Annotated in this window: 26 protein-coding genes; 8 read left to right on the top strand and 18 right to left on the bottom strand. The window is 71.7% G+C overall.

Features of this window, described 5'->3' with window-relative positions; all coding sequences use genetic code 11:
- Positions 1-379 precede the first annotated feature (379 nt).
- On the bottom strand, positions 380-661 hold the full coding sequence (locus ACFXAM_RS01805; RefSeq protein WP_380286997.1) for a hypothetical protein: 282 nt from the start codon (positions 659-661) through the stop codon (positions 380-382).
- Between the two features lie 219 nt (positions 662-880).
- On the opposite strand from ACFXAM_RS01805, the gene ACFXAM_RS01810 reads away from it, so the two are divergent.
- A complete protein-coding gene (locus ACFXAM_RS01810) occupies positions 881-1642 on the top strand; it encodes a GntR family transcriptional regulator (protein ID WP_380286999.1) in 762 nt (253 codons plus the stop codon).
- A gap of 13 nt (positions 1643-1655) precedes the next feature.
- On the opposite strand, the gene ACFXAM_RS01815 is transcribed toward ACFXAM_RS01810, so the two are convergent.
- The 3 genes from ACFXAM_RS01815 to ACFXAM_RS01825 form a co-directional block, all read right to left on the bottom strand.
- Positions 1656-1916, bottom strand: a complete 261-nt coding sequence (locus tag ACFXAM_RS01815; RefSeq protein WP_380287001.1) for a Txe/YoeB family addiction module toxin — start codon at positions 1914-1916, stop codon at positions 1656-1658.
- On the bottom strand, positions 1913-2185 hold the full coding sequence (locus tag ACFXAM_RS01820; protein WP_380287002.1) for a type II toxin-antitoxin system Phd/YefM family antitoxin: 273 nt from the start codon (positions 2183-2185) through the stop codon (positions 1913-1915). The genes ACFXAM_RS01815 and ACFXAM_RS01820 overlap by 4 nt, the downstream gene beginning before the upstream one ends.
- A gap of 141 nt (positions 2186-2326) precedes the next feature.
- Positions 2327-4018 (bottom strand): fumarate hydratase, encoded by a 1692-nt coding sequence (locus ACFXAM_RS01825; protein WP_380287004.1) that lies wholly within the window; start codon positions 4016-4018, stop codon positions 2327-2329.
- A gap of 223 nt (positions 4019-4241) precedes the next feature.
- Here ACFXAM_RS01825 and ACFXAM_RS01830 point away from each other — a divergent pair, with 223 nt between their 5' ends.
- Together ACFXAM_RS01830 and ACFXAM_RS01835 are read left to right on the top strand one after the other, a co-directional pair.
- Positions 4242-4973, top strand: a complete 732-nt coding sequence (locus tag ACFXAM_RS01830; RefSeq protein WP_380287133.1) for a DUF1707 domain-containing protein — start codon at positions 4242-4244, stop codon at positions 4971-4973.
- A 379-nt stretch (positions 4974-5352) separates the two neighbouring features.
- The gene (locus ACFXAM_RS01835) at positions 5353-5691 is read left to right on the top strand and encodes a WhiB family transcriptional regulator (protein WP_380287134.1); all 339 of its coding nucleotides are present in this window, start codon (positions 5353-5355) and stop codon (positions 5689-5691) included.
- Between the two features lie 138 nt (positions 5692-5829).
- Here ACFXAM_RS01835 and glpX read toward each other — a convergent pair whose 3' ends face one another.
- Positions 5830-6870: a class II fructose-bisphosphatase gene (glpX, locus tag ACFXAM_RS01840; protein ID WP_380287006.1), complete on the bottom strand. Its 1041-nt coding sequence runs from the start codon at positions 6868-6870 to the stop codon at positions 5830-5832.
- A gap of 215 nt (positions 6871-7085) precedes the next feature.
- Between glpX and ACFXAM_RS01845 the strand changes: the two genes are divergently transcribed.
- Positions 7086-7622, top strand: a complete 537-nt coding sequence (locus tag ACFXAM_RS01845) for a DUF4245 domain-containing protein (RefSeq protein ID WP_380287008.1) — start codon at positions 7086-7088, stop codon at positions 7620-7622.
- A 119-nt stretch (positions 7623-7741) separates the two neighbouring features.
- Here ACFXAM_RS01845 and ACFXAM_RS01850 read toward each other — a convergent pair whose 3' ends face one another.
- From ACFXAM_RS01850 to ACFXAM_RS01865, 4 genes are all read right to left on the bottom strand, one after another.
- Positions 7742-8341, bottom strand: coding sequence for a malonic semialdehyde reductase (locus tag ACFXAM_RS01850; RefSeq protein WP_380287009.1), 600 nt, complete (start codon positions 8339-8341; stop codon positions 7742-7744).
- 159 nt (positions 8342-8500) lie between these two features.
- Complete coding sequence (locus tag ACFXAM_RS01855; RefSeq protein WP_380287010.1) at positions 8501-8764, bottom strand: exodeoxyribonuclease VII small subunit; 264 nt, start codon at positions 8762-8764, stop codon at positions 8501-8503.
- A gap of 74 nt (positions 8765-8838) precedes the next feature.
- Positions 8839-10050, bottom strand: coding sequence for an exodeoxyribonuclease VII large subunit (gene xseA, locus ACFXAM_RS01860; protein ID WP_380287011.1), 1212 nt, complete (start codon positions 10048-10050; stop codon positions 8839-8841).
- Between the two features lie 10 nt (positions 10051-10060).
- The gene (locus ACFXAM_RS01865; protein ID WP_380287012.1) at positions 10061-11422 is read right to left on the bottom strand and encodes an APC family permease; all 1362 of its coding nucleotides are present in this window, start codon (positions 11420-11422) and stop codon (positions 10061-10063) included.
- A gap of 87 nt (positions 11423-11509) precedes the next feature.
- On the opposite strand from ACFXAM_RS01865, the gene ACFXAM_RS01870 reads away from it, so the two are divergent.
- Both ACFXAM_RS01870 and ppgK read left to right on the top strand, forming a co-directional pair.
- The gene (locus ACFXAM_RS01870) at positions 11510-12487 is read left to right on the top strand and encodes a 4-hydroxy-3-methylbut-2-enyl diphosphate reductase (protein WP_380287013.1); all 978 of its coding nucleotides are present in this window, start codon (positions 11510-11512) and stop codon (positions 12485-12487) included.
- 152 nt (positions 12488-12639) lie between these two features.
- Complete coding sequence (gene ppgK / locus ACFXAM_RS01875; RefSeq protein WP_380287014.1) at positions 12640-13386, top strand: polyphosphate--glucose phosphotransferase; 747 nt, start codon at positions 12640-12642, stop codon at positions 13384-13386.
- A 70-nt stretch (positions 13387-13456) separates the two neighbouring features.
- Here the strand turns inward: ppgK and ACFXAM_RS01880 are convergent, their stop codons facing one another.
- Complete coding sequence (locus tag ACFXAM_RS01880) at positions 13457-13897, bottom strand: DUF6542 domain-containing protein (RefSeq protein ID WP_380287015.1); 441 nt, start codon at positions 13895-13897, stop codon at positions 13457-13459.
- Positions 13898-14425: 528 nt separating this feature from the next.
- Here ACFXAM_RS01880 and ychF point away from each other — a divergent pair.
- Complete coding sequence (ychF, locus tag ACFXAM_RS01885; RefSeq protein WP_380287135.1) at positions 14426-15499, top strand: redox-regulated ATPase YchF; 1074 nt, start codon at positions 14426-14428, stop codon at positions 15497-15499.
- A 134-nt stretch (positions 15500-15633) separates the two neighbouring features.
- On the opposite strand, the gene ACFXAM_RS01890 is transcribed toward ychF, so the two are convergent.
- From ACFXAM_RS01890 to ACFXAM_RS01900, 3 genes are read right to left on the bottom strand one after another with little or no spacing between them, the layout of a single operon-like run.
- On the bottom strand, positions 15634-16758 hold the full coding sequence (locus tag ACFXAM_RS01890; protein ID WP_380287016.1) for a glycosyltransferase family 4 protein: 1125 nt from the start codon (positions 16756-16758) through the stop codon (positions 15634-15636).
- Positions 16755-18062 (bottom strand): hypothetical protein, encoded by a 1308-nt coding sequence (locus tag ACFXAM_RS01895; RefSeq protein WP_380287017.1) that lies wholly within the window; start codon positions 18060-18062, stop codon positions 16755-16757. The genes ACFXAM_RS01890 and ACFXAM_RS01895 overlap by 4 nt, the downstream gene beginning before the upstream one ends.
- Positions 18063-18101: 39 nt before the next feature.
- Complete coding sequence (locus tag ACFXAM_RS01900) at positions 18102-19358, bottom strand: nucleotide sugar dehydrogenase (RefSeq protein WP_380287018.1); 1257 nt, start codon at positions 19356-19358, stop codon at positions 18102-18104.
- Between the two features lie 29 nt (positions 19359-19387).
- On the opposite strand from ACFXAM_RS01900, the gene ACFXAM_RS01905 reads away from it, so the two are divergent.
- Positions 19388-20161, top strand: coding sequence for a glycosyltransferase family 2 protein (locus ACFXAM_RS01905; RefSeq protein ID WP_380287019.1), 774 nt, complete (start codon positions 19388-19390; stop codon positions 20159-20161).
- Here ACFXAM_RS01905 and ACFXAM_RS01910 read toward each other — a convergent pair.
- The 5 genes from ACFXAM_RS01910 to ACFXAM_RS01930 form a co-directional block, all read right to left on the bottom strand.
- Complete coding sequence (locus ACFXAM_RS01910) at positions 20158-21105, bottom strand: TauD/TfdA family dioxygenase (protein WP_380287020.1); 948 nt, start codon at positions 21103-21105, stop codon at positions 20158-20160. The genes ACFXAM_RS01905 and ACFXAM_RS01910 overlap by 4 nt on opposite strands.
- Before the next feature lie 445 nt (positions 21106-21550).
- On the bottom strand, positions 21551-22033 hold the full coding sequence (locus ACFXAM_RS01915; protein ID WP_380287021.1) for an NUDIX domain-containing protein: 483 nt from the start codon (positions 22031-22033) through the stop codon (positions 21551-21553).
- Positions 22034-22230: 197 nt separating this feature from the next.
- Positions 22231-22491 (bottom strand): hypothetical protein, encoded by a 261-nt coding sequence (locus tag ACFXAM_RS01920; RefSeq protein WP_380287022.1) that lies wholly within the window; start codon positions 22489-22491, stop codon positions 22231-22233.
- The gene (locus ACFXAM_RS01925) at positions 22488-22946 is read right to left on the bottom strand and encodes a hypothetical protein (protein WP_380287023.1); all 459 of its coding nucleotides are present in this window, start codon (positions 22944-22946) and stop codon (positions 22488-22490) included. The genes ACFXAM_RS01920 and ACFXAM_RS01925 overlap by 4 nt, the downstream gene beginning before the upstream one ends.
- The gene (locus ACFXAM_RS01930) at positions 22943-23209 is read right to left on the bottom strand and encodes a hypothetical protein (protein ID WP_380287024.1); all 267 of its coding nucleotides are present in this window, start codon (positions 23207-23209) and stop codon (positions 22943-22945) included. The genes ACFXAM_RS01925 and ACFXAM_RS01930 overlap by 4 nt, the downstream gene beginning before the upstream one ends.
- Positions 23210-23256 lie beyond the last annotated feature (47 nt).

A 23256-nucleotide genomic window follows, 5' to 3' on the forward strand; every position in this document is an offset into this window, starting at 1 on the left:
TTTTATATAATAACATCCTCACACCCCAACCCCCCCCCCCCCCCCCGCCGCCCCCCCCCCCCCCGCGCGGCGGGGGGGGGGGGGCCCCACGCCGTGGAGCGGCACTTCACCTGACCCGGGTCGCCAGGGGGCGGCCCGCGCACCCAAGGGGGATCCACCCATGAGCACGCTTCGTCGTCTTGCCGTGGTCGCCGTGTCGACGGCGGTCGTCTCGGCGGCCTACGTGGCCACCGCCGCCGGCGCCTTCGCCGGAAGCATCGGCAACTGCCCCTGACGGGGCACCACGGGCGCGGACCCGGGCCGTCCACCGATGCGGTGGGCGGCCCGCCGTGCGTCCGGTGGCCGGAATTGACCGGTGCGGGTTTCCGCGGAGGCGGCCTCAGGTGGCGGGGAGGGGCGAGGGGCCGGCCCGGCGTGCTGGTCCGGTCCGTCCCGCGGACTCGGCCCCGGCGGCGCCCTCGAAGGCCGTTCCGCCGACCGGGGCCGCAGGGGTGACGTGCTCGGGGCGGGCGGTCCACTCGCGGCCGCCCTCGGGCGGGCGGAGGTAGTGCTCACCGCCGATGGTGTCCATGTAGATGCCGGTGCGTCCGGTCCTGGTGTCGAGGACGGATTCCCCCACGCGCGGCCGGTAGGCCGCGGCGGCGCGCTTTCGGATGCTCACCGCGCTGCTCCTTGCTGCTCCGGTGCGGGCGCGGCGACGGGTGGCGGCCGGCCCTGGTCGCTGTCGTGGCTTGGCTTGGTTCGGCACTGCTCGGCGACTACCCAGCATCTCTAGAGAAGCTAATATCTCTAGAGATGTCAACGGTCGAACCGGTCCTATCGGCTTACCGCAGACCGAAGGCGCGCCTACGATTTCCGGCGAGGGACGAGGGAGACGGCGATGGTCGGCAGCAGCAGTGGCGAGAAGCAGCCCAAGTACCAACGGATCGCCGACAGCCTGAAGGCGGCCATCGACGCCGGCGAGTACCGCGCGGGCGACCGGCTCCCCGGCGAGAACGACCTGATGGACACCTACGACGTCGCCCGGATGACCGCCCGCCAGGCGCTCGGCGTGCTGCAGAGCGAGGGCATCGCCGAGGCCCGCCGCGGGGCGGGCGTCTTCGTCCGGGACTTCCGGCCGCTGCGCCGGCGCGGCATCCAGCGGCTCGCCCAGGGCCAGTGGGGCTCGGGCCGCTCGATATGGTCGGCCGACATCGACCGCCGCAGCCTCGTCGTCGACCAGGTCTCGGTGAGCGAGCGGGGCGCGCCCGAACACGTGGCCCGGGTGCTCGGCGTGGACCCGGGCGAGCCGATGTGCGTCCGGCACCGGCGCTTCGTCCTGGACGGCAAGCCGGTCCTGCTGTCGACCTCCTACCTGCCGGCCGGCCTGGTCGCGGGCACCGCCATCACCCGTGAGGACACCGGCCCCGGCGGCACCTACGCCCGGCTGGCCGAGATCGGCGCCAAGCCCGTCCACTTCCGCGAGGAGGTCCGCTCCCGGATGCCCAGCGCCGACGAGTCCGCCCGCCTCGACCTCTCCGCCGGCACCCCGGTCATCCTCATCTGCCGCACCGCCTTCGCCGACGAGGGCCAGGTCGTCGAGCTGAACGAGATGACCCTGGACGCCGCCTCCTACGTCCTTGAGTACGACTTCGACGCCTGACGGCGCACGACCGTCACCGGTAGTGGTAGCGGGCCTTGAGGATCTTCACTTCCTTCTCGTCCGCCCGGTAGACGAGGCGGTGCTCGTCATCGATCCTGCGCGACCAGTAGCCCGCGAGGTCGCCCTTCAAGGGCTCCGGTTTGCCGATCCCGCTGAACGGGTCGCGCTGGATCTCGCCGATCAGGCGGGCGATCCGCTGCGCGGTCCTCCGGTTCGAGCCCAGCCAGAACAGGAAGTCCTCCCAGGCGTCCGGATCGAAGTGGACGCTCCTCACACCTCACCCGCCAGGGCTTCCAACTCCTCCATGGTCCGGGTGACGCCCGGATCGCCCGCCCTGTCGCGGGCGACGGCCGCCATGAGGCGCTGGGCGTTCGCGGGGGAGCGCAGCAGGTAGATCGTCTCCTGCCAGGAGTCGTAGTCCTCGGCGGACATCAGGACGGCGTCACCGCCCCTGGAGGTGATCCTTATCGGGACGTGGTCGTCGTTGACCTTCTTGATCAGGGGAAAGAGCTGCGTGCGTGCGTCGCTGGCGCTGATCGTCATCGGTGTGCCCTCCTCGGACGGCTGATCCCGTACCACAATGGTACGGGTTTCCGGTACGGGGTGCGAGGCCGAATCCGGGTGGGAACGGGCCCGCCCCGGGCGCGGGGGGCGGCCGGGGCGGGGGCGGTGTGCGGGGGAGGGCTACTCCTTGGAGCGGACGCGGAGGTTGGTGATCAGCGGGCCCTCGGTGGTCTCGCGGAAGAAGTCGTTGCCCTTGTCGTCGACCACGATGAAGGCCGGGAAGTCCTCGACCTCGATGCGCCAGACGGCCTCCATGCCGAGCTCGGCGTACTCCAGGACCTCGACCTTCTTGATGCAGTCCTGGGCGAGGCGGGCGGCGGGGCCGCCGATGGAGCCGAGGTAGAAGCCGCCGTGCTGGGCGCAGGCGTCGGTGACCTGCTTGGAGCGGTTGCCCTTGGCGAGCATGACCATCGAGCCGCCGGCCGCCTGGAACTGGTCGACGTAGGAGTCCATCCGGCCGGCCGTGGTGGGGCCGAAGGAGCCGGAGGCGTAGCCCTCGGGGGTCTTGGCCGGGCCGGCGTAGTAGACCGGGTGGTCCTGGAGGTACTTGGGCATGCCCTCGCCGGCGTCCAGGCGCTCCTTGATCTTGGCGTGGGCGATGTCGCGGGCGACGACCAGGGTGCCGGTGAGCGAGAGGCGGGTCTTCACCGGGTACTTGGAGAGCTCGGCGCGGATCGCGGACATCGGCTGGTCGAGGTCGATGCGCACCACGCCGTCGTCGCCCCCGGCGGAGCCGCTGACCAGCAGGGCCTCGTCGGTGGTGTCCGGCAGGTACTTCGCCGGGTCGGTCTCCAGCTGCTCCAGGAAGACGCCCTCGGCGGTGATCTTGCCGAGCGCCTGGCGGTCGGCCGAGCAGGAGACGGCCATCGCGACGGGCAGCGAGGCACCGTGGCGCGGGAGGCGGACGACGCGCACGTCGTGGCAGAAGTACTTGCCGCCGAACTGGGCGCCGATGCCGATCTTCTGGGTCAGCTCGGTGACCTTGGCCTCCAGCTCCAGGTCGCGGAAGCCGTGGCCGGTCTTCGCGTCGCCGGAGGTCGGCAGGTTGTCCAGGTAGTGCGCGGAGGCGTACTTGGCGGTCTTCAGCGCGAACTCGGCGCTGGTGCCGCCGATCACGATCGCCAGGTGGTACGGCGGGCAGGCGGCGGTGCCCAGCGAGCGGATCTTCTGCTCCAGGAACGCGAGCATGCTGGCCTCGTTCAGGATCGCCTTGGTCTCCTGGTAGAGGTACGACTTGTTGGCGGAGCCGCCGCCCTTGGCCATGAAGAGGAACTTGTAGGCGTCGCCGTCGGTGGCGTACAGCTCGATCTGCGCCGGCAGGTTGTTGCCGGTGTTCTTCTCGTCCCACATGGTCACCGGGGCCATCTGGGAGTACCGCAGGTTCAGCTTGGTGTACGCGTCGTAGACGCCGCGCGCGACGGCGGCCTCGTCGCCGCCCGCGGTGAGCACGTTCTGGCCGCGCTTGCCCATGACGATCGCGGTGCCGGTGTCCTGGCACATCGGCAGGATGCCGCCGGCCGAGATGTTGACGTTCTTCAGCAGGTCCAGCGCGACGAAGCGGTCGTTCGGGCTGGCCTCCGGGTCGTCCAGGATGCGGCGCAGCTGGGCGAGGTGGGCGGGGCGCAGGTAGTGCGAGATGTCGTGCATCGCCTCGGCGGTGAGCAGCCGCAGGGCCTCGGGCTCCACCTGGAGGAAGGTGCGTCCGCCGGCCTCGAAGGTGGAGACGCCTTCGGAGGTGAGCTTGCGGTAGGGGGTCGGGTCAGCGCCCAGGGGGAGCAGGTCGCTGTACTCGAAGTCCGGCGTGGGAGCCATGGGGGCGGTCCTTAGGTGTCCAGTGTTGCCGGTGTTCCGGCTGCGTCGGCGAAGCACCCTGGAGGGGCGAAAGCACCCTCAAGGGTAGGACCCGCCGATATCCCGCACGCGGGAAGGTCCGCCTGCGTGACCAGGGTCACCCGGGGGCGGTACGGGGGTTGCCCCGTTGACTAGGCTTGCCCCCGTGGACAACTCGCCGTCGAAGGACCCGCAGGACCAGCAGATGGACGATCAGGGGCAGGGGCCCGTACCGATGACCAAGCCCGCGGCGGCGCCGCCCGCGCGGGCCGCGCACGCCCCGGTGGCGGAGGCCGAGATGCGGGCCTCGGACGCCGACCGCGAACGGGTGGCGGAGCTGCTGCGCGACGCCTACGCCGAGGGGCGGCTGGACGTCGAGGAGCACGCCGAGCGGATCGAGGCGGCCTACGCGGCCAAGACCCTGGGCGACCTCGTGCCGCTGACCCGGGACCTCCCGGTGCACCGCGAGGTCTCCTTCGAGAAGCCGCCGCTGGGCGGCCCGGAGCAGGCGGCCGGCCCGCGGCCGGAGGGCCCGGTGCGGCTGCCGGCCCGCAACGAGGCGCCGACCATGCTGGCGGTCTTCGGCGGCTCCTCCCGCAAGGGGCGGTGGCGGGTGGGTTCCCACCTGCGGGCCGTGGCGATCTTCGGCGGGGTGGAGATCGACCTGACCGACGCCGTCTTCGAGTCGCCCGAGGTGGTGATCGACGTGGTGGCGATCTTCGGCGGGGTGGAGGTCAAGGTGCCGGAGAACGTCAGCCTGCACGGCGGCGGCGTCGGCATCTTCGGCGGATTCGACGTCAAGGAGCAGACCGCGGCGGACCCGTACGCGCCGGTGGTGCGGGTGAAGGGCACCGCCGTGTTCGGTGGGTGCGAGGCCAAGCCGCGCCGGGGCAAGAAGCTCAAGGAGTGGGTGCGCAAGCAGCTCGGCGCCGACTGAGTCGCGCGTGCGGGACGGGCCCGGTGCCCGGTCGGAGGCAACTCCCGGCCGGGCACTTGTCGTTGCGGCGGGTGCAGGCTGTAGTCGTTTGCGTGCAGTGTGCATGAATCCCGCGGGCGCGGGGTAGTTCCTCTGGCACATCGCTTCTTGTACGGCTGCGTACCGGAGGCGGCCTGAGGCCGGCCCGGGGGTGTGAACGGGGGCCCGCAGCTGGGCATGGGAGCGAGCCTTCCCCGTGTCCGAGAGCCTCGTCAGGAGTACGGCCGTGCTGCATCCGATCGAGTCCCGCACCACCTCGTCCGCCGCCACCGCGCCGGCTGCCCCGTCGCCGGTCGCGCGGCCGTCCACCGCGGCCTCGCCGGTGCTCGCGGCCCAGCTGATGGAGCGGCGCCCGGCCCCGCAGTCGGCGGGCGAGGACAACCCGTGGCACACCGCCGCGGCCTGTCGGCGGGACGAGGTGGGCCTGTTCTTCGCGCCGTCCAAGGAGCCGACCGCGGCCCGGCTGTCGCGCGAGGAGCAGGCGAAGCAGGTGTGCGCCCGGTGCCCGGTGCTGCTGGACTGCCGGGAGCACGCGCTGGCGCAGCCGGAGCCGTACGGGGTCTGGGGCGGGCTGACGGCGGCCGAGCGCCGGGTGGTGCTGGCGCGGCGCCGCCGCCGCGACGTCGAGCTGCGCGAGGCGGCCCGGGTGCCTGGGGCGCGCGGACTGATCGCCGGGTGACGCCGGGGCGCCCGGCGGAGGACGTCCCCGAGGAGGACGCGCCGACGGGGGACGTCCCGGCGGAAGACGTCCCGGCGGAAGACGCACCGCGGTCCCGGCGAAGGGGGATTTCGCCGGGACCGCGGACCGTGTGGTGCGTCAGTTGGCGCGGTCGAAGTCGATCGCGCTGTAGGCCCGCAGCTTGGACAGCTTGTGGGTGGAGTGGATCTCCCGGATGGTGCCGCTCTTGGAACGCATCACCAGCGAGCTGGTGGTGGCGGTCTCCTGGCGGTAGTGCACGCCGCGCAGCAGCTCGCCGTCGGTGATGCCGGTGGCGACGAAGAACACGTTCTCGCCGCTGACCAGGTCGTCGGTGGAGAGCACCCGGTCGAGGTCGTGCCCGGCGTCCAGCGCCTTCTGGCGCTCGGCGTCGTCCTTGGGCCACAGCCGGCCCTGGATCACGCCGCCCATGCACTTCATCGCGCAGGCGGCGATGATGCCCTCGGGGGTGCCGCCGACGCCCATCAGCAGGTCGACGCCGGTGCCCTCGCGGGCGGCCATGATGGCGCCGGCGACGTCGCCGTCGGAGATGTACTTGATCCGGGCGCCCGCCTCGCGGATCTCCTGGATCAGGCCCTGGTGGCGCGGGCGGTCGAGGACGACCACGGTGACGTCCTCGACGGCGATGCCCTTGGCCTTGGCGACCCGGCGGATGTTGACGGCCGGCGGCGCGGTGATGTCGACGAAGTCGGCGGCCTCCGGGCCGGCGACCAGCTTGTCCATGTAGAACACGGCGCTCGGGTCGAACATGGTGCCGCGGTCGGCGACGGCCAGGACGGCGACCGCGTTGTTCATGCCCTTGGCGGTGAGGGTGGTGCCGTCGACCGGGTCCACCGCGACGTCGCACTCGGCGCCGGTGCCGTCGCCGACCCGCTCGCCGTTGTAGAGCATCGGGGCCTCGTCCTTCTCGCCCTCGCCGATGACGACGACGCCGTTCATCGAGACGGTGGAGACGAGGGTGCGCATGGCCCGGACGGCCGCGCCGTCGGCGCCGTTCTTGTCGCCGCGGCCGACCCAGCGGCCGGCCGCGAGCGCCGCGGCCTCGGTGACCCGGACGAGTTCGAGCGCGAGGTTCCGGTCGGGAGCCTCCGGCGCGACCTCCAGGGCGCTGGGCAGGTGGTGCGGGTACTGCGTGGTCATCGTCGTTACCTCTCTGTACGCGACGGCCAGTGAGCGCCCGACTACTGCCTGGTCGAACGCCGTGGTGAGGGTGTTGCGATCGTATCTGCCCCCGGCAGGGGTGTCTGTGGCGCGGTCCCCCCGCGGGGGCGGCGGGGGCTGGTTCCGCCCCCGTTCACCCGGACGCGGACACCCCGGGTGCGGGGGTGCGCGCCGCCATGAGTCACCATGTGGGGGTGGCTGGAGAGAGCAAGGGCATGAGGGGCCGGCAGACCGTACGGGACATGATCCTGTCGATGCTGGCCGTCGGCGTCGTGGTCTGGGTCGGGTACCTGTTCCTGCCGCACGACGCGGACGGCGACGGGGTCCGCACGGTGGAGTACTCGGTCGCCGCGGCCTCGGCGAAGCGGGCCGCGCCGTATCCGCTGCTCTCCCCGGAGGGCCTGCCGGCGCAGTGGCGGGCCACCTCGGTGACCTACAACCCGGCGTCGATGAGCGGCGGCAAGGGCAACGCCTGGCACCTGGGCTTCGTCACCCCCTCCGGCCAGTACGCGGCCGTGGAGCAGAGCGACGCCGCGCCCGAGGACATGCTCAAGGCGGCCGTGGCCGGCGGCAAGCCGGACGGCACCGCGGAGGTCGCCGGGCAGACCTGGGAGCGGGTGCAGGGCCCCAAGGCGCGGGCGCTCACCGTGCAGTCCGGCGGCGCGACGACCGTGCTGACCGGCACCGCCTCCTACGAGGAGCTGGCCGAGCTGGCGCAGGCGCTGAAGTAGGCCGGTTTCCGCCCGGGGAGCGGAGACCTCCGCTCCCCGGGCGCCCCGTGGAGGGCGAACGCGGAAGGGCCCCGCACACCTCGTGTGCGGGGCCCTCGCGCTGTCCGTCCGGACCGGGATCAGACGGTGGTGACGACCTCGTCGTAGGCCAGGCGCGGGGAGCGCGGGTACCAGGCGTTCTCGCCCGGCTTGCCGATGTTCACCACGGCCAGCACGGAGTGCTCGCCGTCACCGAAGAACTCCTTGTTGATGCCCTCGGCGTCGTAGCCGGTCATCGGGCCGGCGGCCAGGCCGGCGGCGCGCACGCCGATGATGAAGTAGCCGGCCTGCAGGGCGCCGTTCATCGCGGCCGAGGACTCACGGGCCGGACGCTCGGCGAAGAAGTCCTTGGCGCCGGGGAAGTGCGGGAAGACGGTCGGCAGCTCCTCGTGGAACTCGTTGTCCACGGCCAGGATGGCGGTCAGCGGGGCGGCGGAGGTCTTGGCCTTGTTGCCCTCGCCGAGGTGCTGGACCAGGCGCTCGCGGGCCTCGGCCGAACGGACCAGGACGACGCGCAGCGGCTGCTGGTTCATGGCGGTCGGGCCGAACTTCACCAGCTCGTAGATCGCCTGGACCTGCTCGTCGGAGACCGGCTCGTCGGTGAAGGTGTTGGCGGTGCGGGCCTCGCGGAACAGCAGGTCCTGGGCGGCGGCGTCGAGAACCAGGGCGTCGGTGGTCATGTCTTTGCACCTCAAGGAGGAAGGAGAACGGTGGGGTCCGTTTGTCGGTACGACCGGCCGGGGCCGGTCACCAGGTCCCAACATGGATGAACCTTCAACTGTTCCCCCTTCCGGATGTGACCTGCATCACACCCTCGGGGTCGCGGCCCCGCTCCCGGGTCAGCCCTGCGGCGGGGCCGCCTCCTCGGCGGCCAGCGCGGCGTCCAGCCGCTCCCGCGCGCCGTCCAGCCAGCGCTGGCAGACCTTCGCCAGCTGCTCGCCGCGCTCCCACAGCGCCAGCGACTCCTCCAGCGAGGTGCCGCCGTTCTCCAGCTGCCGGACCACCTCCAGCAGCGCGTCCCGGGCGTGCTCGTAGCCCAGCGCGTCGTCCGCGGTCGGGGTCCGCACGGCGGCGGCCGCCGCGTCCTGCTCCTGATCTGCCATGCCAGCCAGCGTAGGGGGCCGGACCGACAGCGCGGACCGGCGACCCGGCGCGCCGCCGCCCGGCCGCCCGCCGCTCAGCCGCCCGCCACCGTGACGTCGAAGCCGCCGCCCGCCACCCGGGCGTGCAGCGCCTCGCCCGGCGCGGCCTGCGCCGGATCGGTCACCACCGTGCCGTCGCCCCGCTGCAGCACCGCGTAGCCGCGCTCCAGGGTGGCCGCCGGGGAGAGCGCCACCACCCGGGCCAGAGTGTGCCCGAGATCGCTCTGCGCGTGGTCCAGCCGGTGGCGCAGGGTGCGCCGGGCCCGCTCCAGCAGCCCGTCCACCTCCTGTCCGCGCCCGTCCAGCATCCGCTGCGGCGCGGCCAGCACCGGGCGGCTGCGCACCCCGTCCAGGCCGTGCTGCTCGCGCTCCACCCGGGCCAGCACGTGCCGCCGGGCCCGGTCGCGCAGCTGGCGGACCTTGGCCAGCTCCTCGCCGACGTCCGGGACCACCCGTTTGGCGGCGTCGGTCGGGGTGGAGGCGCGCAGGTCGGCGACGAAGTCCAGCAGCGGCTGGTCCGGCTCGTGGCCGATCGCGCTCACCACCGGCGTCCGGGCGGCCGCGACCAGCCGCACCAGGCCCTCGTCCGAGAACGGCAGGAGGTCCTCGACGCTGCCGCCGCCCCGGGCCACCACGATCACGTCCACCTCGGGGTGCTCGTCCAGCTCCCGGACGGCCGCGCTCACCCGCTCCACCGCGCTGACGCCCTGCACCGGCACGTTGCGGATCTCGAAGCGGACGGCCGGCCAGCGCCGCCGGGCGTTCTCCAGGACGTCCCGCTCGGCCGCCGAGCCCCGGCCGGTGACCAGGCCCACGCACTGCGGCAGGAACGGCAGCGGCTTCTTGCGGTCCGCGGCGAACAGGCCCTCGCCGGCCAGCCGCCGCTTCAGCTGCTCCAGCCGGGCCAGCAGCTCGCCCAGCCCGACCAGCCGGATCTCGGCGGCCCGCAGCGAGAGCTGGCCGCGCGCCGCGTACCACTCCGGCTTGGCGTGCACGATCACCCGCGAGCCCTCCTGCACCGCGTCCGCGACCTGGTCGAAGACGGAGCGGAAGCACGTCACGGTCAGCGAGACGTCGGCCTGCGGGTCGCGCAGCGTCAGGAACACCACGCCCGCTCCCGGACGCCGGCTGAGCTGGGTGATCTGCCCCTCCACCCAGACCGCGCCGAGCCGGTCGACCCAGCCCCCGATCAGCGCGGAGACCTTGCCGACCGGGAGCGGCGCTTCGGGAGAGCTGGGGTTGGCCATGCGTACGAGGCTATCGGCGTCCGCCGACAGCGGAAGCCCGCCGCCCGAGCAGCACCAGCAGCCCCACCGCCAGCCAGACCAGGCCCACCACCTGCGCGGTGCCCGAGGCCTCGGCCACCACCGCGCCGATCACCGCCACGCCCAGCACCGGCACCAGCACGTCCGCCACCCGGTTGCGGGAGCGGTGCTTCACCGCGTACCAGCCCACCACCGAGGCGTGCAGCAGGGTGAACGCGGTGAGCGCGCCGATGTTCACCACCGAGGTCAGCCGGTCGAGACCGTCGTCCCGGTTCGCCGCCCAGACTGCCGCCGCCAGGGTGACCGCCGCCGACACCAGCAGCGCCCGCCGGGGCACCGCCGAGCCCGGGTCGACCGCGCCCAGAAAGCGCGGCAGCCGCCCGTCCCGGCCCATCGCGAACAGCAGCCGCCCGGCCGCCGCCTGCCCGGCCAGCGCCGCGAACGCCGCGCCGATCGCCTTGCTCGCCGCGACCAGCAGGTGCAGCCAGTGCCCGACCGAGGCCTCCACCGTGTCGTAGAACGCCGAGCCCTGCGCCGCCGGGTCCGCCGCCAGCTGCTGCGGGGTGAGCGGTTCCAGCAGCGCCGCCAGGTACGTCTGCGCCACGAACAGCACACCGGACAGCGCCAGGCACCACAGCACCGCCCGGGCCACCGCCGCCGACGCGCCGACCGCCTCCTCCACGAAGCCCGCGATCGCGTCGAAGCCCAGGTAGGACAGCACGGCCACGGAGACCGCCGAGAGCACCGCGGTCGTCGAGAAGCCGCCGACCGCGGTGAACGGGCTCGCCCAGTCGCGCCGCGCGTCACCCTGCGCCAGCACCACCACGGCCGCGACCACGAACACCGCCAGCACCGCGAGCTCCATCGCCAGCACCGCGAAGCCCACCACGGCCGCCGTCCGCACCCCGGCCAGGTTCAGCGCGGTGGTCAGCACCACCGCGAGCGCCGTCCACACCCAGCGCGAGACGTCCGGCACCAGCGAGTTCAGCGCGATGCCGGAGAACAGGTAGGCGACCGCCGGGATCAGCAGGTAGTCGAGCATCGCCATCCAGCCGGCGACGAACCCGGCCGCGTCGCCCAGCCCGGCCCGGGCGTAGGCGTACACCGAACCGGTCTGCGGCACCGCCCGCACCATCCGGGCGTACGAGACGGCGGTGAACCCCATCGCCACGGTGGCCACCAGGTAGACCGCGGCGACCGCCCCGTGGCTCTTGGCGTCGAGCACCCCGAACACCCCCACCGGGGCCATCGGGGCGATGAACAGCAGCCCGTACACCATCAGGTCGCGCACGCCCAGGCTGCGCCGCAGCCCACCCCGCCGGTCCCGGCCGCCCGGCTCGACTCGCTCGCTCATAGCTTCCACATTTGAGCACCCGTGACCGCTTCCGGCCGGAACGCGGCTCCCGTCGGCGCGGCCGCGCCGCGCCCGTACGATGGAGCCATGTCCTCCAACACCGCGCAGCGCCGTGTCCTGCTCGCCGCCCCCCGGGGCTACTGCGCGGGCGTCGACCGCGCCGTGATCGCCGTGGAGAAGGCCCTGGAGCAGTACGGGGCCCCCATCTACGTCCGCAAGCAGATCGTCCACAACAAGTACGTGGTGCAGACCCTGGAGAAGAAGGGCGCGATCTTCGTCGACGAGACGGAGGAGGTGCCGGAGGGCTCGATCGTGGTCTTCTCGGCCCACGGCGTCGCGCCCTCGGTGCACGACGAGGCCCGGGCCGGCAAGCTCGCCACCGTCGACGCCACCTGCCCGCTGGTGACCAAGGTGCACAAGGAGGCCGTGCGCTTCGCCGACGAGGGCTTCGACATCCTGCTGGTGGGCCACGAGGGCCACGAGGAGGTCATCGGCACGATGGGCGAGGCCCCGGACCGGATCCACCTGGTGGACGGTGCCGAGGACGTCGCCAACGTGCAGGTCCGGGACGAGTCCAAGGTCGTCTGGCTCTCCCAGACCACGCTCTCGGTGGACGAGACCATGGCCACCGTCGGCGAGCTGAAGAAGCGCTTCCCGCTGCTGGTCAGCCCGCCCAGCGACGACATCTGCTACGCGACCCAGAACCGCCAGGTCGCCGTCAAGCAGATGGCCCCGGAGACCGACCTGCTGATCGTGGTCGGCTCGAAGAACTCCTCCAACTCCGTGCGCCTGGTCGAGGTCGGCCTGGAGTACGGCGCCAAGGCCGCCCACCTGGTGGACTTCGCCGAGGAGATCCGGGAGGAGTGGCTGGAGGGCGTGACCACGGTCGGCCTGACCAGCGGCGCCTCGGTGCCGGAGATCCTGGTCGAGGGCGTGCTGGAGTGGCTGGCCGCGCGCGGCTACGACGAGGTCTCGGTCGTCAAGACGGCCGAGGAGCACCTGACCTTCTCGCTGCCCAAGGAGCTCCGCCGCGACCTGCGCGCCGAGGCCGCGGGCAAGCTGTAGGAACGCCCGGCGGGCGTTCGGCCCCGGACCCGGCGGCCCCTCGGGGTCGCCGGGTCCTCCGCTGTGCGCGGCCGGGCCGGTTCTCGTAGGTTCGACCCAGGGGCAGGTCCTGTGCACAGGCCTGTGGACAACTTCGGCGGAGGGCGGTCGTCATGACGGCGGTATTCGGTGTGGACATCGGCGGGTCGGGCATCAAGGGGGCCCCCGTCGACCTCGCCCGGGGCGTGCTCGCCCAGGAGCGGCACAAGGTCCTCACCCCGCAGCCCTCCGCCCCGGAGGCGGTGGTCGCCGCCGTCCGCGAGGTGGTCCGCCACTTCGGCCACCGGGGCCCGGTGGGCCTGACCTTCCCCGGCGTGGTCGTCGACGGGCGCACCACGACCGCCGCCAACGTCGACAAGGGCTGGGTCGGCCTGGACGCCGCCGGCCTGTTCCGCGAGGCGCTGGACCTGCCGGCCGTGGTGCTCAACGACGCCGACGCGGCCGGCCTCGCCGAGACCGCCCACGGCGCCGGGCGCGGTCAGGCGGGCGTGGTCCTGGTCCTGACCTTCGGCACCGGCATCGGCAGCGCCCTGTTCGTGGACGGCGTGCTGGTGCCCAACACCGAACTGGGCCACCTGGAGCTGCGCGGCAAGGACGCCGAACGGCGGGCCTCCTCGGCGGCCAGGGAGCGGCACGGGCTGAGCTGGCCGCAGTGGGCCGAACGGGTGGACGAGTACCTGGACCTGGTGGAGAAGCTGTTCTCGCCGCAGCTGATCGTGATCGGCGGCGGGGTGAGCCGCAAGCACGAGAAGTTCCTGCCGCTGCTGCGCGAGCGCGGGGCGCGGGTCGTCCCGGCGGAACTGCGCAACGACGCCGGCATCGTCGGCGCGGCCATGGCGGCGGCCCGCGCCGGCGGCTGAACCGGTCGCCCGGTCCGCCGCGCGCGCCGGACCCACCGCCGCGCGCCGGATCCACCGCGCGAGCGGAGGATCAGCGCGCGCGGTGGATCTGGCGCTGGGCGACGAACCGGGCCAGCACGATCGCGGCAGCAAGACCGGTGCCCGTGAACAGCCAGCCGGAACGGGTGGCCAGGTTGGTCGCCAGCGCCACCAGCTGCGCCGTCACCCCGGTGGAGGTGACCGGCCCGAACAGCAGCAGCGCGGCGGCGAAGGCGATCGGCCCGCTGATCGGCGCGGCCAGCAGGTCCGCGTACCGGACCCGGACCGCCAGCTGGAAGCAGACCAGCAGGTAGCCGACGCCGAACAGGATCCCGATCCCGCCGAAGGCCAGCCGGTCCAGGCCCGCCACCGCCAGCGTCGCCACCAGGGCGGCCACGCCGGTGCCGACCGCGGTCAGCCGGGCGGGCCGGCCGGTGCGCCGCCGCCCGTAGAGCCGCCCGGCGATCCGGGGCCGGTCCGGGGGCCCGGACACGGGGCGTAGCCGGGACCCGGGGCCGGCGCCCCGTCCCGCGGCCTTGCCCGGGGTCTTCCCGGCGGTCTTCCCCCGGGCCTTCCCGGCCGGGGAGGCCGGTTCCCCCGCGCTCTCGCGGGCCCGGCCCGGCCCGGGGACGGCGGCCCCGGCCGCGCCGTTCGGCGGTCGGCGTCTGGGCCCTGGCGGCTGGGTACGGATGCTCTGCTCCACCCACCCAACGTACGGTCCGATCATCGCCACACTGTGTAATGGGCCGTCGGGGCTTGGTCCGTGTCCCCGGACGGCGTATTGGTGTGACCGTCGCTCAACTGCCCGGAGGGAAGGGATGACCAGCGGCTTCTCGTTCGAACGCCCCCGCCGCGCCGGGCCGGCCTCCCGCCGGGGCCGTCCGGGATTCCCGGTGGGCGGCCCCGACGGCCCGGACGCGCTCGCCGGGGGCGGCGGACGTCCGAGCGGCTGCCCGTAGACTGGGGGATCGGTCCGGTGGACGGGCCGCCCAACTCCTCCAAGCCCACGGGACTGCGCTTCATGTCGCTCACGATCGGAATCGTCGGCCTGCCGAACGTCGGCAAGTCGACCCTGTTCAACGCCCTGACCAAGAACGACGTGCTGGCGGCCAACTACCCGTTCGCCACCATCGAGCCCAACGTCGGCGTCGTCGGCGTCCCGGACGAGCGGCTGAACAAGCTCGCCGAGATCTTCGGCTCGCAGCGCATCCTCCCGGCCACCGTCGACTTCGTCGACATCGCGGGCATCGTGCGCGGCGCCAGCGAGGGCGAGGGCCTGGGCAACAAGTTCCTCGCGAACATCCGCGAGTCGGACGCCATCTGCCAGGTCGTGCGCGCCTTCACCGACCCCGACGTGGTCCACGTGGACGGCAAGGTGTCCCCGAAGGACGACATCGAGACCATCCACACCGAGCTGATCCTGGCCGACCTCCAGACCATCGAGAAGGTCCTGCCCCGGCTCCAGAAGGAGGCGCGCCTCAAGAAGGACACCGCCCCCGTCCTGGCCGCCGCCGAGGCCGCCCAGGCGATCCTGGAGACCGGCAAGACCCTCTTCGAGGCCGGCTTCGACACCGCCCCGATCCGCGAGCTGCACCTGCTGACCGCCAAGCCCTTCCTCTACGTCTTCAACGTGGACGAGGACGAGCTGGGCGACGAGGCCTTCAAGGAGGCCCAGCGCGAGCTGGTCGCCCCGGCCGAGGCGATCTTCCTCAACGCCAAGATCGAGTCCGAGCTGATCGAGCTGGACGACGCCGAGGCCCTGGAGCTCCTCCAGTCGATGGGCCAGGACGAGCCCGGCCTCGCCACCCTCGCCCGCGTCGGCTTCGACACCCTCGGCCTGCAGACCTACCTCACCGCCGGCCCCAAGGAAGCCCGCGCCTGGACCATCAAGAAGGGCGCCACCGCCCCCGAGGCCGCCGGTGTGATCCACACCGACTTCCAGAAGGGCTTCATCAAGGCCGAGGTCATCTCCTTCACCGACCTCGTCGAGACCGGCTCCCTCCCCGAGGCCCGCTCCAAGGGCAAGGCCCGCATCGAGGGCAAGGAGTACGTCATGCAGGACGGCGACGTCGTGGAGTTCCGCTTCAACGTGTGACGGGTGACATAGCACGGAAGTGCTGATCTGGCAAACATGCAGGTCAGAGGGGGTCTGTTCCTTTCGGTTCAGGCCCCCTCGTTGCTCCCGTGCTGACTTGGTGCTGACTTGGAGACACCCCTGATCACCCCTCGTCAGCCGTCCGGTGCTGACTTCGTGCTGACTCCGGCGGTCAGGGCTGCCAGGCGCTCCGCAGTGCTGGCGATGTCGTACCGGCGCGCGTTGTCCAGTCCGGCTCGGATCAGGGCGTTGCGCCAGTGAACGTCACGGGCCAGCTCGTCGAGTGCGGACGCCAGGCTCGCCGGGTTGCCCGCTGTGAACGGGCTGCCCGCGTAACGCAGCGTCTCCGCGATTCCGGGCAGGTTCGCGTGGGCGACGGGGAGGCCGTGGGCCTGTGCCTCGACGGCCACCAGGCCGAATGCCTCCGAGCCGGCGGTTGTGAACACCAAGGCGTCGAACTCGCGAAGGCGAAGCCACAGCTCATGGCGGGGCAGGAAGGGCACGAACTCCACCCGTTCTTGGATGCCGAGGGCACGAACGCGCCCGCGCAGCGCTTTCTCCTCGGGGCCCTGGCCGATGATGGTCAGCCGGTGCGGCTGGCTTGTCATCGCGACGGCCTCGATGCCGGTCACCGCGGACTTGTTGGCGTCCAGGCGCCCGGCGTACACCAGTGACAGCGGTCCGGTGCCGGTGGACGGGTAGTCGCGTACTCGGACGTCGTTTAAAGGGATGCCCCAGGGAATCACGGCGATCCGGTCGACGTGCCGCCTCCCGGTGAGCTGATCGATCCGGCCGGCGAGGGCGGCGGTCGGCGCCACGACCCAGGCGCTCGCGGCGACGACCTCGCGAAGCAGTCCGCGGTCCCGCTCGTTGCGCTCAGCGACGATCACCTCCGGGCCGTGGGCGACGGAGATCACCGGGATGCTGCCAGCAGCTTGGACGAGCGCCAGACTGAGGGCGAACCCGGGGTTCTGGGCGTGGATCACGTCGGGGCGGATCTGCTCGATGAGCGCACCGACCTCGCGGGTCAGCCGAGCGAGGTAGGCGTCGAATTCGGGGCCCTGGGGGCGCTTCGGCGTGGTCAGGGGGATCAGTTCGTCGAACGAGTAGTTCCAGGCCGGATCGACCGGTTCCCGGCCGAGGAACGTCGTGCTGAAGCCCGGCATTGCGCCGTAGATGTCGTTCACGATGATCGTGCTCCCGGACGACGGCCCGGAAGGCCGATTGATGCCGGTCAGAATGCGGAGCTTGGCGGTCATGCGGCTACCTCGTTCATCTCGCGCTGACGGGGAGGCGCCCACCACGACGCCAGGTGGGGTGTGACAGCGGCCTGGATTTCCGCGACCGGATGTAGAAAGCCCCTGGCGTCCCGCTCCGCTGTCCACACGCGGACCAATGCCCTGGGGTAGGCGGGCTGAATCCCGATTTCCCCTTTGGGGAGGATTCCATTGAAGGGCGTGGGAATTCCGTGCTGATTCCAGAAGGCCCAGGCCTCAAGGGCCTTGGCCTTCTCGAAGTAGTGGTACAGCTCCCCGTAGCGGGGGAGGTAGCGGACCTCGCGGAAGAGCATCTGGCCGATCAGTCCCGGTGCGAACTCCTGAACGGTCCTGAGATCGGCGCCCTGGAAACTGACCGCCGCCGCGTCCTGAAGCGGGTGCAACGCAGTCCGGGCGAGAAGGTGGGACAGCCGCCGCCGTACGTACTCGGGGGCCCCCTCGCTGAGACCTGGTTCGATCCCGCTGATCAGCCGGACGAGCCGGTCGTGACGCGGTGCGAAGCGGGACAGGTCGAACAGTTTGCCCATGGTCTCCACCGCGGAGAACGCCAGCGACTTGTAGAGCCGGCAGTTCAGCTCCCCGGCCTGGGCGAGGGACTTGGTCTCGGGGGTGGTGGAATGGAGCATCAGGTACTCGGACAGCACCTCGAAGTACAGGTAGCCGAGGAACGGCACCATAACCACGGCCTCGGACAGGCGGTCGATGAACTCCGGCGCCGCAGTGGGACGGCCGGAGGCGTTGCGAAGGGCGAGGTCGAGGAACTCGGCGGCCCCGCGCAGACCGGCCAGCACGATCCGGTCGATCCGGCCGGTCTCGGCCGGGGTGAGGAAGCTCTGGTACAGCCGGTAGATCCGCAGGTGGACCGCGCCGAGATGCAGGTAGTCCACGCCAAGGGGCCGGATCGGGGCGTCCGGGGCGACCTCGAAGATCAAGGGCCGAGTGGAGGGCTTCGTCTCCATCAAGTAGGCCCCGAGGTTGTGGGGTCGCAGCCCCTCACGCTCGGCGGTGAGGGGTGAGCAGTACAGGGCCCCGACCAGACAGCCGGAGGAGACGTGGAACTGTCGGCCGGCCTGGATGGCGTCCAGGCCTCGGGTGGTGTGCAGCAGGTGCAACGGCCGGCCGCTCACCAGGGCCTCGGTCAGGGCGTTGCGCCGGAGCAGCCACCCATTGGGCGTCGTCTCCAGGTACTGGCGCCAGTCGCTTTCGCTGTCGACCAGCGAGGCGGGGGCGCGACGCTGCACGGGCAGCGTGAAGTCCGTGTGGGCCTGTTCCCATTCGGCGCGCAAGGGAGCTCCTGGAAGTGGAAGGCGGCAGGGAGTCCGGGGCTAGAGGACCTCGACGTTCGCACCCGACAGCCGGTTTCGGCAGTCGAGAACGTAAGCCGCGTGTTCCTGGACCATGTCGAGGTCGAAGAGGGCGTGGTCCATGAGCAGCACCACCGCGTCGGCACCGGCGATCTCGTCCAGGCTCGCGTCCACCCGGAGCACGGCCGGGTCCGCGTGGGCGCCCTCGGGAAGGTTGGGGTCGGCGCCGCGCACGTCGGCACCCAGGTCGCGCAGAAGGGCGGCCACCCGCAGGGACGGCGATTCCCGAAGGTCCGTTGCGTTCACCTTGTAGGTGAGGCCGAGCAGCAGAACCCGGGCCCCGTCAACGGGAATCCGCCGCCTGTAGAGGGCGTCCAGGAGGCGTTCGACGACGTACTCGGGCATGTGGCGGTTCACTTCGGTGGCGAGTTCCACGAACCGGAAGGGGGTGCCCGTCTCCCGCTCGGCCTTCCAGGAGAGGAACACCGGGTCGATGGGCAGGCAGTGTCCGCCGACTCCCGGCCCGGGGGTGAAGCGGGTGAAGCCGAACGGCTTGGTCGCGGCGGCATCGATCGCCTCCCAGACGTTCACGCCGAGGGAATGGGCGAGCATCGCCAGTTCGTTGATCATGGAGATGTTCACCAGCCGGAACGTGTTCTCCAGCAGCTTGGCCATCTCGGCGACCTCGGGACTGGAGACCGGCACCGTGATGTCGAACAAGGTGTCGTAGAAGCCCTTGATGGCGTCGAGGGACTTCGCGTTGATCCCGGACACCAGCTTGGGCGTCTCCTCGAACGAGAACCGCTTGCTGCCGGGGGTGATCCGCTCGGGGCTGAACCCGGCCAGGAAGTCCCCGGCCCGCAGGCCCGACGCCCCCTCCAGGATCGGTACCAGCAGTTCCCGCGTGGTGCCCGGGTAGCTGGTGGACTCCAGGACCACGGTCGCGCCGGAGCGCAGGTGTTCGCCCAGCGTCCGGGCGCAGGACTCGACGAAGGAGAGGTCCGGCGCGCCGTCGCGGAGCGGCGTCGGCACGGTGATCAGCGCTATGTCGTAGCCGCCGGCCAGCGTGACAGCGTCGGCGGTCACGGAGTAGGTCCCGGCGTCCAGCACCGCGCGCAGCCGGGCGGAGGTCACGTCCTGTACGAACGACTCACCGGCGGCGAGCTGCTTGGTACGGTGCTGGTCCACGTCGTAGCCGACAACGCGATGGCCCCTTTCGGCGGCCCGCACAGCAAGCGGCAGACCGACATAGCCTTGTCCCGCGACAACAACCTTCATGACGACTCCAACCAGGTAAAGGAGCAGCTGTGCCGCTCGTGTCTGTCGTGATGCCGGTACATAACTCGGCCTCCACCGTCGGCCCCGCGGTTCGATCGGTGCTCGCGCAGACGCACAGCGACGTGGAGGTGCTGATCACCGACGACGCGTCCACCGATGACTCCTGGGACCTGCTTCTGGAGCTTGCCCGGCAGGATGAGCGGGTCCTGCCGCAGGCAGCGCCTGAGCAGGGCGGGGCGGGTCGGGCGCGCAACCTCGCGATGCAGCGCGCCCGGGGGGAGTGGATCGCCTTCCTGGACGCCGATGACTTGTGGCTGCCGGGGAAGGTGGAGAAGCAGCTCGACCTGGGAGCCACCGCCGGCGCACTTCTCACGTACACCTCGTATTACAAGATGGACGCCGAGTACGCCGGCGAGGCTGCCGACTTCGTTCCGAACGGACGGGTGGTTCGGGCGCGCGATCGGGTCACCCATCGGGCGATGCTGTTGCAGGACCATATCGGGTGCCTGACCGCGATGTACTCCCGGAAGGTGCTGGGCACGCGGTTGATGCCGGAGATGCGGCGGCGGCAGGACTACGCGCTGTGGCTGTCGATCATGCGTGACGGCGTCGAGGCGTGGGGGCTGTCGGAGCCGCTGGCGGTCTACCGGTCCGGCCGCGCGGGGTCGTTGTCCAGCAACAAGCTGTCACTGGTCCCGTACAACTGGGAGCTGTACCGTCGGCACGAAGGGTTGTCGGTCATCCGGTCGGTCGGGGCGCTGGCCGGGGCGACGTGGGCCAGCGTGCGGAAGTCGCGGATTTAGCTCGGCTTGCCGACGTCCCGCAGGAACGCCTGAAGAAGCAGCCTGCGAGCCTCCGGCGCCACGTCGTGCTGTCCTTCGCCCAACGCCTGACGGCCGTGTAGCACGCGGTGGTGGTTCAGGAACAGGAGGTCGCCGCCCCTGAGGGTGAAGACCTCCTGTCCGGCGATCAGCTGCGACGCCAACTCCTGGGCCGCGCCGGCATGCGGCTCGTCCAGGCCGGACCGGGTGAGCATCTTGCCGGTGAAACGGACGAAGCCCCGGTCGTGGGGTTTGCCGTCCAGGACCGGGAACGGACGGAACTCCTCGCCGACGCCGGACAGCTCGAAGAACCGGCCGTAGGTGAACACCTGCTCGGACAGCAGCTCGCGGCTGGCCTTCGTCAGCCGCCCCACGGCAGCGCGGGCGTCGGAGACGATGCTCGCGCCTCCGCCGAGCGGGTCAGGCCGGACGCACAGGAGCGCCGTGTAGTCCGGTGGCATCGTCGCGTTGACCAGGTCGATGTGGTGCGCCTGGTAGCCCGTCCCGCTGGTCATGTTGGGGTCTTTGCCGGGCTGGGTGCCGATCGGCTTCCACAGCTCGTACCGCTGCAAGGGCTGGAACGGCACGGCGACTTCGGCGAGGATCGCCGTCACGAGGCGCAGAAACTGGCCCTCGCCCAGGGCCGGGGCGACGCATCCCAGGCGCACGACGGCGTAACCGGAGCCCGTGCTGCTCAGCGTGGCGCGCAGAGAGACGAGGATCTCGGCGAGCTCCGGGATCGAGGCCAGCCTGGACCGGTACTGCTCGACCGCGGAGTCCGCCAGGAAGGTGCCCTGCATCTCCCAGGCCGGGAGCAACCTCCCGGTTGTGATCAGAGCGTCTACCAGGGGGTCCGGGAGGTCGATGATGGCGTCGTTGGGCCCGGGGTCCAACCCGATGGCCATCAAAGCGTCGAAAGGGGACATGGCTTCTCCTCTCCCGACTCCCCTCCAGCGGGTTCGAAGGGGAGTCCTTGTGGTGGTGCCCCGGCACGCCGTTGTACCGGGGCCCGCCCCAGGTCATGCCTTGTGAGGAATGGCCGGTCTGGGGCGTTCCGCCCGGCTGCTGCGCTGTACGACTGCGGGCGGAGGTCAGCGGAGGGTTCGTTGAGTGCGGTGTGCACCGCCGGTTTGACGAAGACCTCCGTCCGGCCGGCGGTGCACCTTCCCGGCCCCACAGCCGGGGCCTGGACCCGCCCCAGTCATCCGCGGTGACCACCGTCACGCCACCGGGGCGGGGTTTCCGGTCGGAGGTCAGGTCCTCCACCGGAGTCTCAAGGGCCCCGTCGAGTGTCAGGCGACGAGGCGGGGGCGGTATCCGGCAGGCCAGCAGCGTGGGGGAGGAGGCCGGCCTGCCGGAGTCTTGGATGGGTCAGCCGCCAGCCGGGACGCCGCGCAGGAGCATGGGCAGGCGCATGCCTGCGTCGAGCGCGGTCAAGGCCTGCTGGACCCGTCGAAGCTGGTCCTCCTCCATCGCGGCCGAGAGCTCAGACCGACTCCTCCAGCACAGGTCAGTGATCTCGATGGGGGAAGGAAAGTGGTGCCTGACCACCATCTCCTGCTCCTCCGTCAAGATGCCTCCGAGGTAGACGAAGTTGACCCCCTCGGGGTATCGCTGGGCGGCGACGTAGTCGACGGCGAGGACATCCCGAAACGGCAGGGTGAGCCCAGTCTCCGCCTCAACCTGCCGCCTCACCGCGAGGTGCGGCAGTTCTCCCCGCTCAGCGCTGCCGCCCGGCAGCAGAAGACCGCGCCTATACGTCGTCGCGACCAGCAGCACAGCGCCAGCGGAGTTGAGGATGAGGGCCTGGTGACCCAGCCGTCGACGAGGCGGGAGGGCAAGAATCTCGTCCATCACGGCTCGATTCGCATAGAGGGTGGCTGGGAGAAGCCCCCCCCCCGCCGCCAACGCCGGGGTGACGGGCGGCGGGGGGCGCCCACGGGAGGAATCGCCCGGAGCTTCCCGGAGGGGCTCAGCGCCAACTTCGCCGCCTCCGGGCATTGGTGCCCACCGCGCTGCTCCGGCGGCCAGTGGCGCGGTGGGGGCTTGGGTCAGGCCGACCGGCGTCCGGGGGCCGGAGGGCGCCGGACACGCAGGATGCATCCCTCGTGGTCGACCTCGGCGGCCTCGGTGCGAAACACGGCCACACCGGCCGAGTCCGACGAACGGCGGCGCTGGCGCTGGTACGTCATGCTGCCGAGCGTGGCGCGCAGACCGAGCTGGAGTCCGCGGACCTCCTCGTCCGAGGGGAGCCCGGCGCTCGCGTACAACGCGGCGAGCCGCTGCTCGAAGTCGGGCGGCCGGCCGGTCACGTACGCACCGCCTCCCGCGCCCGAGGCTGCACCGTCCTCTCCGAGCGGTTCGCCAGATCCTTGATCTCGAAGATCGCGGTGAGGAACCTCTCGTGATGCGCCCTGCAACTCAGGAGCGTGACGTAGTTCCCGTTGACGTCCGGATACGCCAGGCCCGGGGCAACCAGGGCTCGTCGACCGCCGCAGGGGACGCAGGGGGCGAGCCGCCAGAGTCTCGGCCCGGGCAGGTTCGCCGCGACGGCCTCGATGAACTTCTTCGGAATCGCCGCCTCTTCGCCGGGGGTGTGGGGGCGGTCGTTGTGGTCGCAGGGGGTGGGCGGCAGGCGGTCAGGACTGGCAACCGGTTGCGGCTGGGCCGGACTGGCCCGGCCGCTGAACCGAATGAGAAGTGCGCTGATCGCCACTGCGGCCAGATGGATCAACCGGCGTTTCTGCTGGCGCGGTTGGCTCCTCACGCGGCCTCTCCAATCGATTTGCCGTATGTGCGCGGCGGGCTCGGGTGTTGCACCTTGACGAATCGGGGTTCAACGAGCGCCAGGACCTTGTTCGGGTTGGCGGCCCACTCACACCCGCCGGCCTCGGGACGGAGGTAGTACTTTCCGCCCCAGGACCCCATGTAGACGCCTTCAGCCGACTTGCCGCTCGGTGTCCGCTTCGCCAGGTCCTGCACCACCTCCCCCACCACGGGGCGATAGGCGCGGTTCGACGTTCTGGCCATGGGGGCCGCTCCCTTCTGTAGCCGTTTCACTACCGGGGCGACTCACT

Origin of the sequence: Kitasatospora sp. NPDC059462 (assembly GCF_042749955.1) — a bacterium.
In the GTDB taxonomy this organism is placed as follows: domain Bacteria; phylum Actinomycetota; class Actinomycetes; order Streptomycetales; family Streptomycetaceae; genus Kitasatospora.

Bases quoted from the DNA above. Each gene is read 5' to 3' on its own strand.
- ACFXAM_RS01890 (WP_380287016.1), bottom strand. From the start codon at position 16,758: ATGACCGCCAAGCTCCGCATTCTGACCGGCATCAATCGGCCTTCCGGG.
- ACFXAM_RS01930 (WP_380287024.1), bottom strand. From the start codon at position 23,209: ATGGCCAGAACGTCGAACCGCGCCTATCGCCCCGTGGTGGGGGAGGTG.
- ACFXAM_RS01865 (WP_380287012.1), bottom strand. From the start codon at position 11,422: ATGAGCGAGCGAGTCGAGCCGGGCGGCCGGGACCGGCGGGGTGGGCTG.
- ACFXAM_RS01825 (WP_380287004.1), bottom strand. From the start codon at position 4,018: ATGGCTCCCACGCCGGACTTCGAGTACAGCGACCTGCTCCCCCTGGGC.
- ppgK (WP_380287014.1), top strand. From the start codon at position 12,640: ATGACGGCGGTATTCGGTGTGGACATCGGCGGGTCGGGCATCAAGGGG.
- ACFXAM_RS01850 (WP_380287009.1), bottom strand. From the start codon at position 8,341: ATGACCACCGACGCCCTGGTTCTCGACGCCGCCGCCCAGGACCTGCTG.
- ychF (WP_380287135.1), top strand. From the start codon at position 14,426: ATGTCGCTCACGATCGGAATCGTCGGCCTGCCGAACGTCGGCAAGTCG.
- glpX (WP_380287006.1), bottom strand. From the start codon at position 6,870: ATGACCACGCAGTACCCGCACCACCTGCCCAGCGCCCTGGAGGTCGCG.
- ACFXAM_RS01870 (WP_380287013.1), top strand. From the start codon at position 11,510: ATGTCCTCCAACACCGCGCAGCGCCGTGTCCTGCTCGCCGCCCCCCGG.
- ACFXAM_RS01900 (WP_380287018.1), bottom strand. From the start codon at position 19,358: ATGAAGGTTGTTGTCGCGGGACAAGGCTATGTCGGTCTGCCGCTTGCT.
- ACFXAM_RS01910 (WP_380287020.1), bottom strand. From the start codon at position 21,105: ATGTCCCCTTTCGACGCTTTGATGGCCATCGGGTTGGACCCCGGGCCC.
- xseA (WP_380287011.1), bottom strand. From the start codon at position 10,050: ATGGCCAACCCCAGCTCTCCCGAAGCGCCGCTCCCGGTCGGCAAGGTC.
- ACFXAM_RS01820 (WP_380287002.1), bottom strand. From the start codon at position 2,185: ATGACGATCAGCGCCAGCGACGCACGCACGCAGCTCTTTCCCCTGATC.
- ACFXAM_RS01830 (WP_380287133.1), top strand. From the start codon at position 4,242: ATGGACGATCAGGGGCAGGGGCCCGTACCGATGACCAAGCCCGCGGCG.
- ACFXAM_RS01835 (WP_380287134.1), top strand. From the start codon at position 5,353: ATGGAGCGGCGCCCGGCCCCGCAGTCGGCGGGCGAGGACAACCCGTGG.
- ACFXAM_RS01810 (WP_380286999.1), top strand. From the start codon at position 881: ATGGTCGGCAGCAGCAGTGGCGAGAAGCAGCCCAAGTACCAACGGATC.
- ACFXAM_RS01915 (WP_380287021.1), bottom strand. From the start codon at position 22,033: ATGGACGAGATTCTTGCCCTCCCGCCTCGTCGACGGCTGGGTCACCAG.
- ACFXAM_RS01855 (WP_380287010.1), bottom strand. From the start codon at position 8,764: ATGGCAGATCAGGAGCAGGACGCGGCGGCCGCCGCCGTGCGGACCCCG.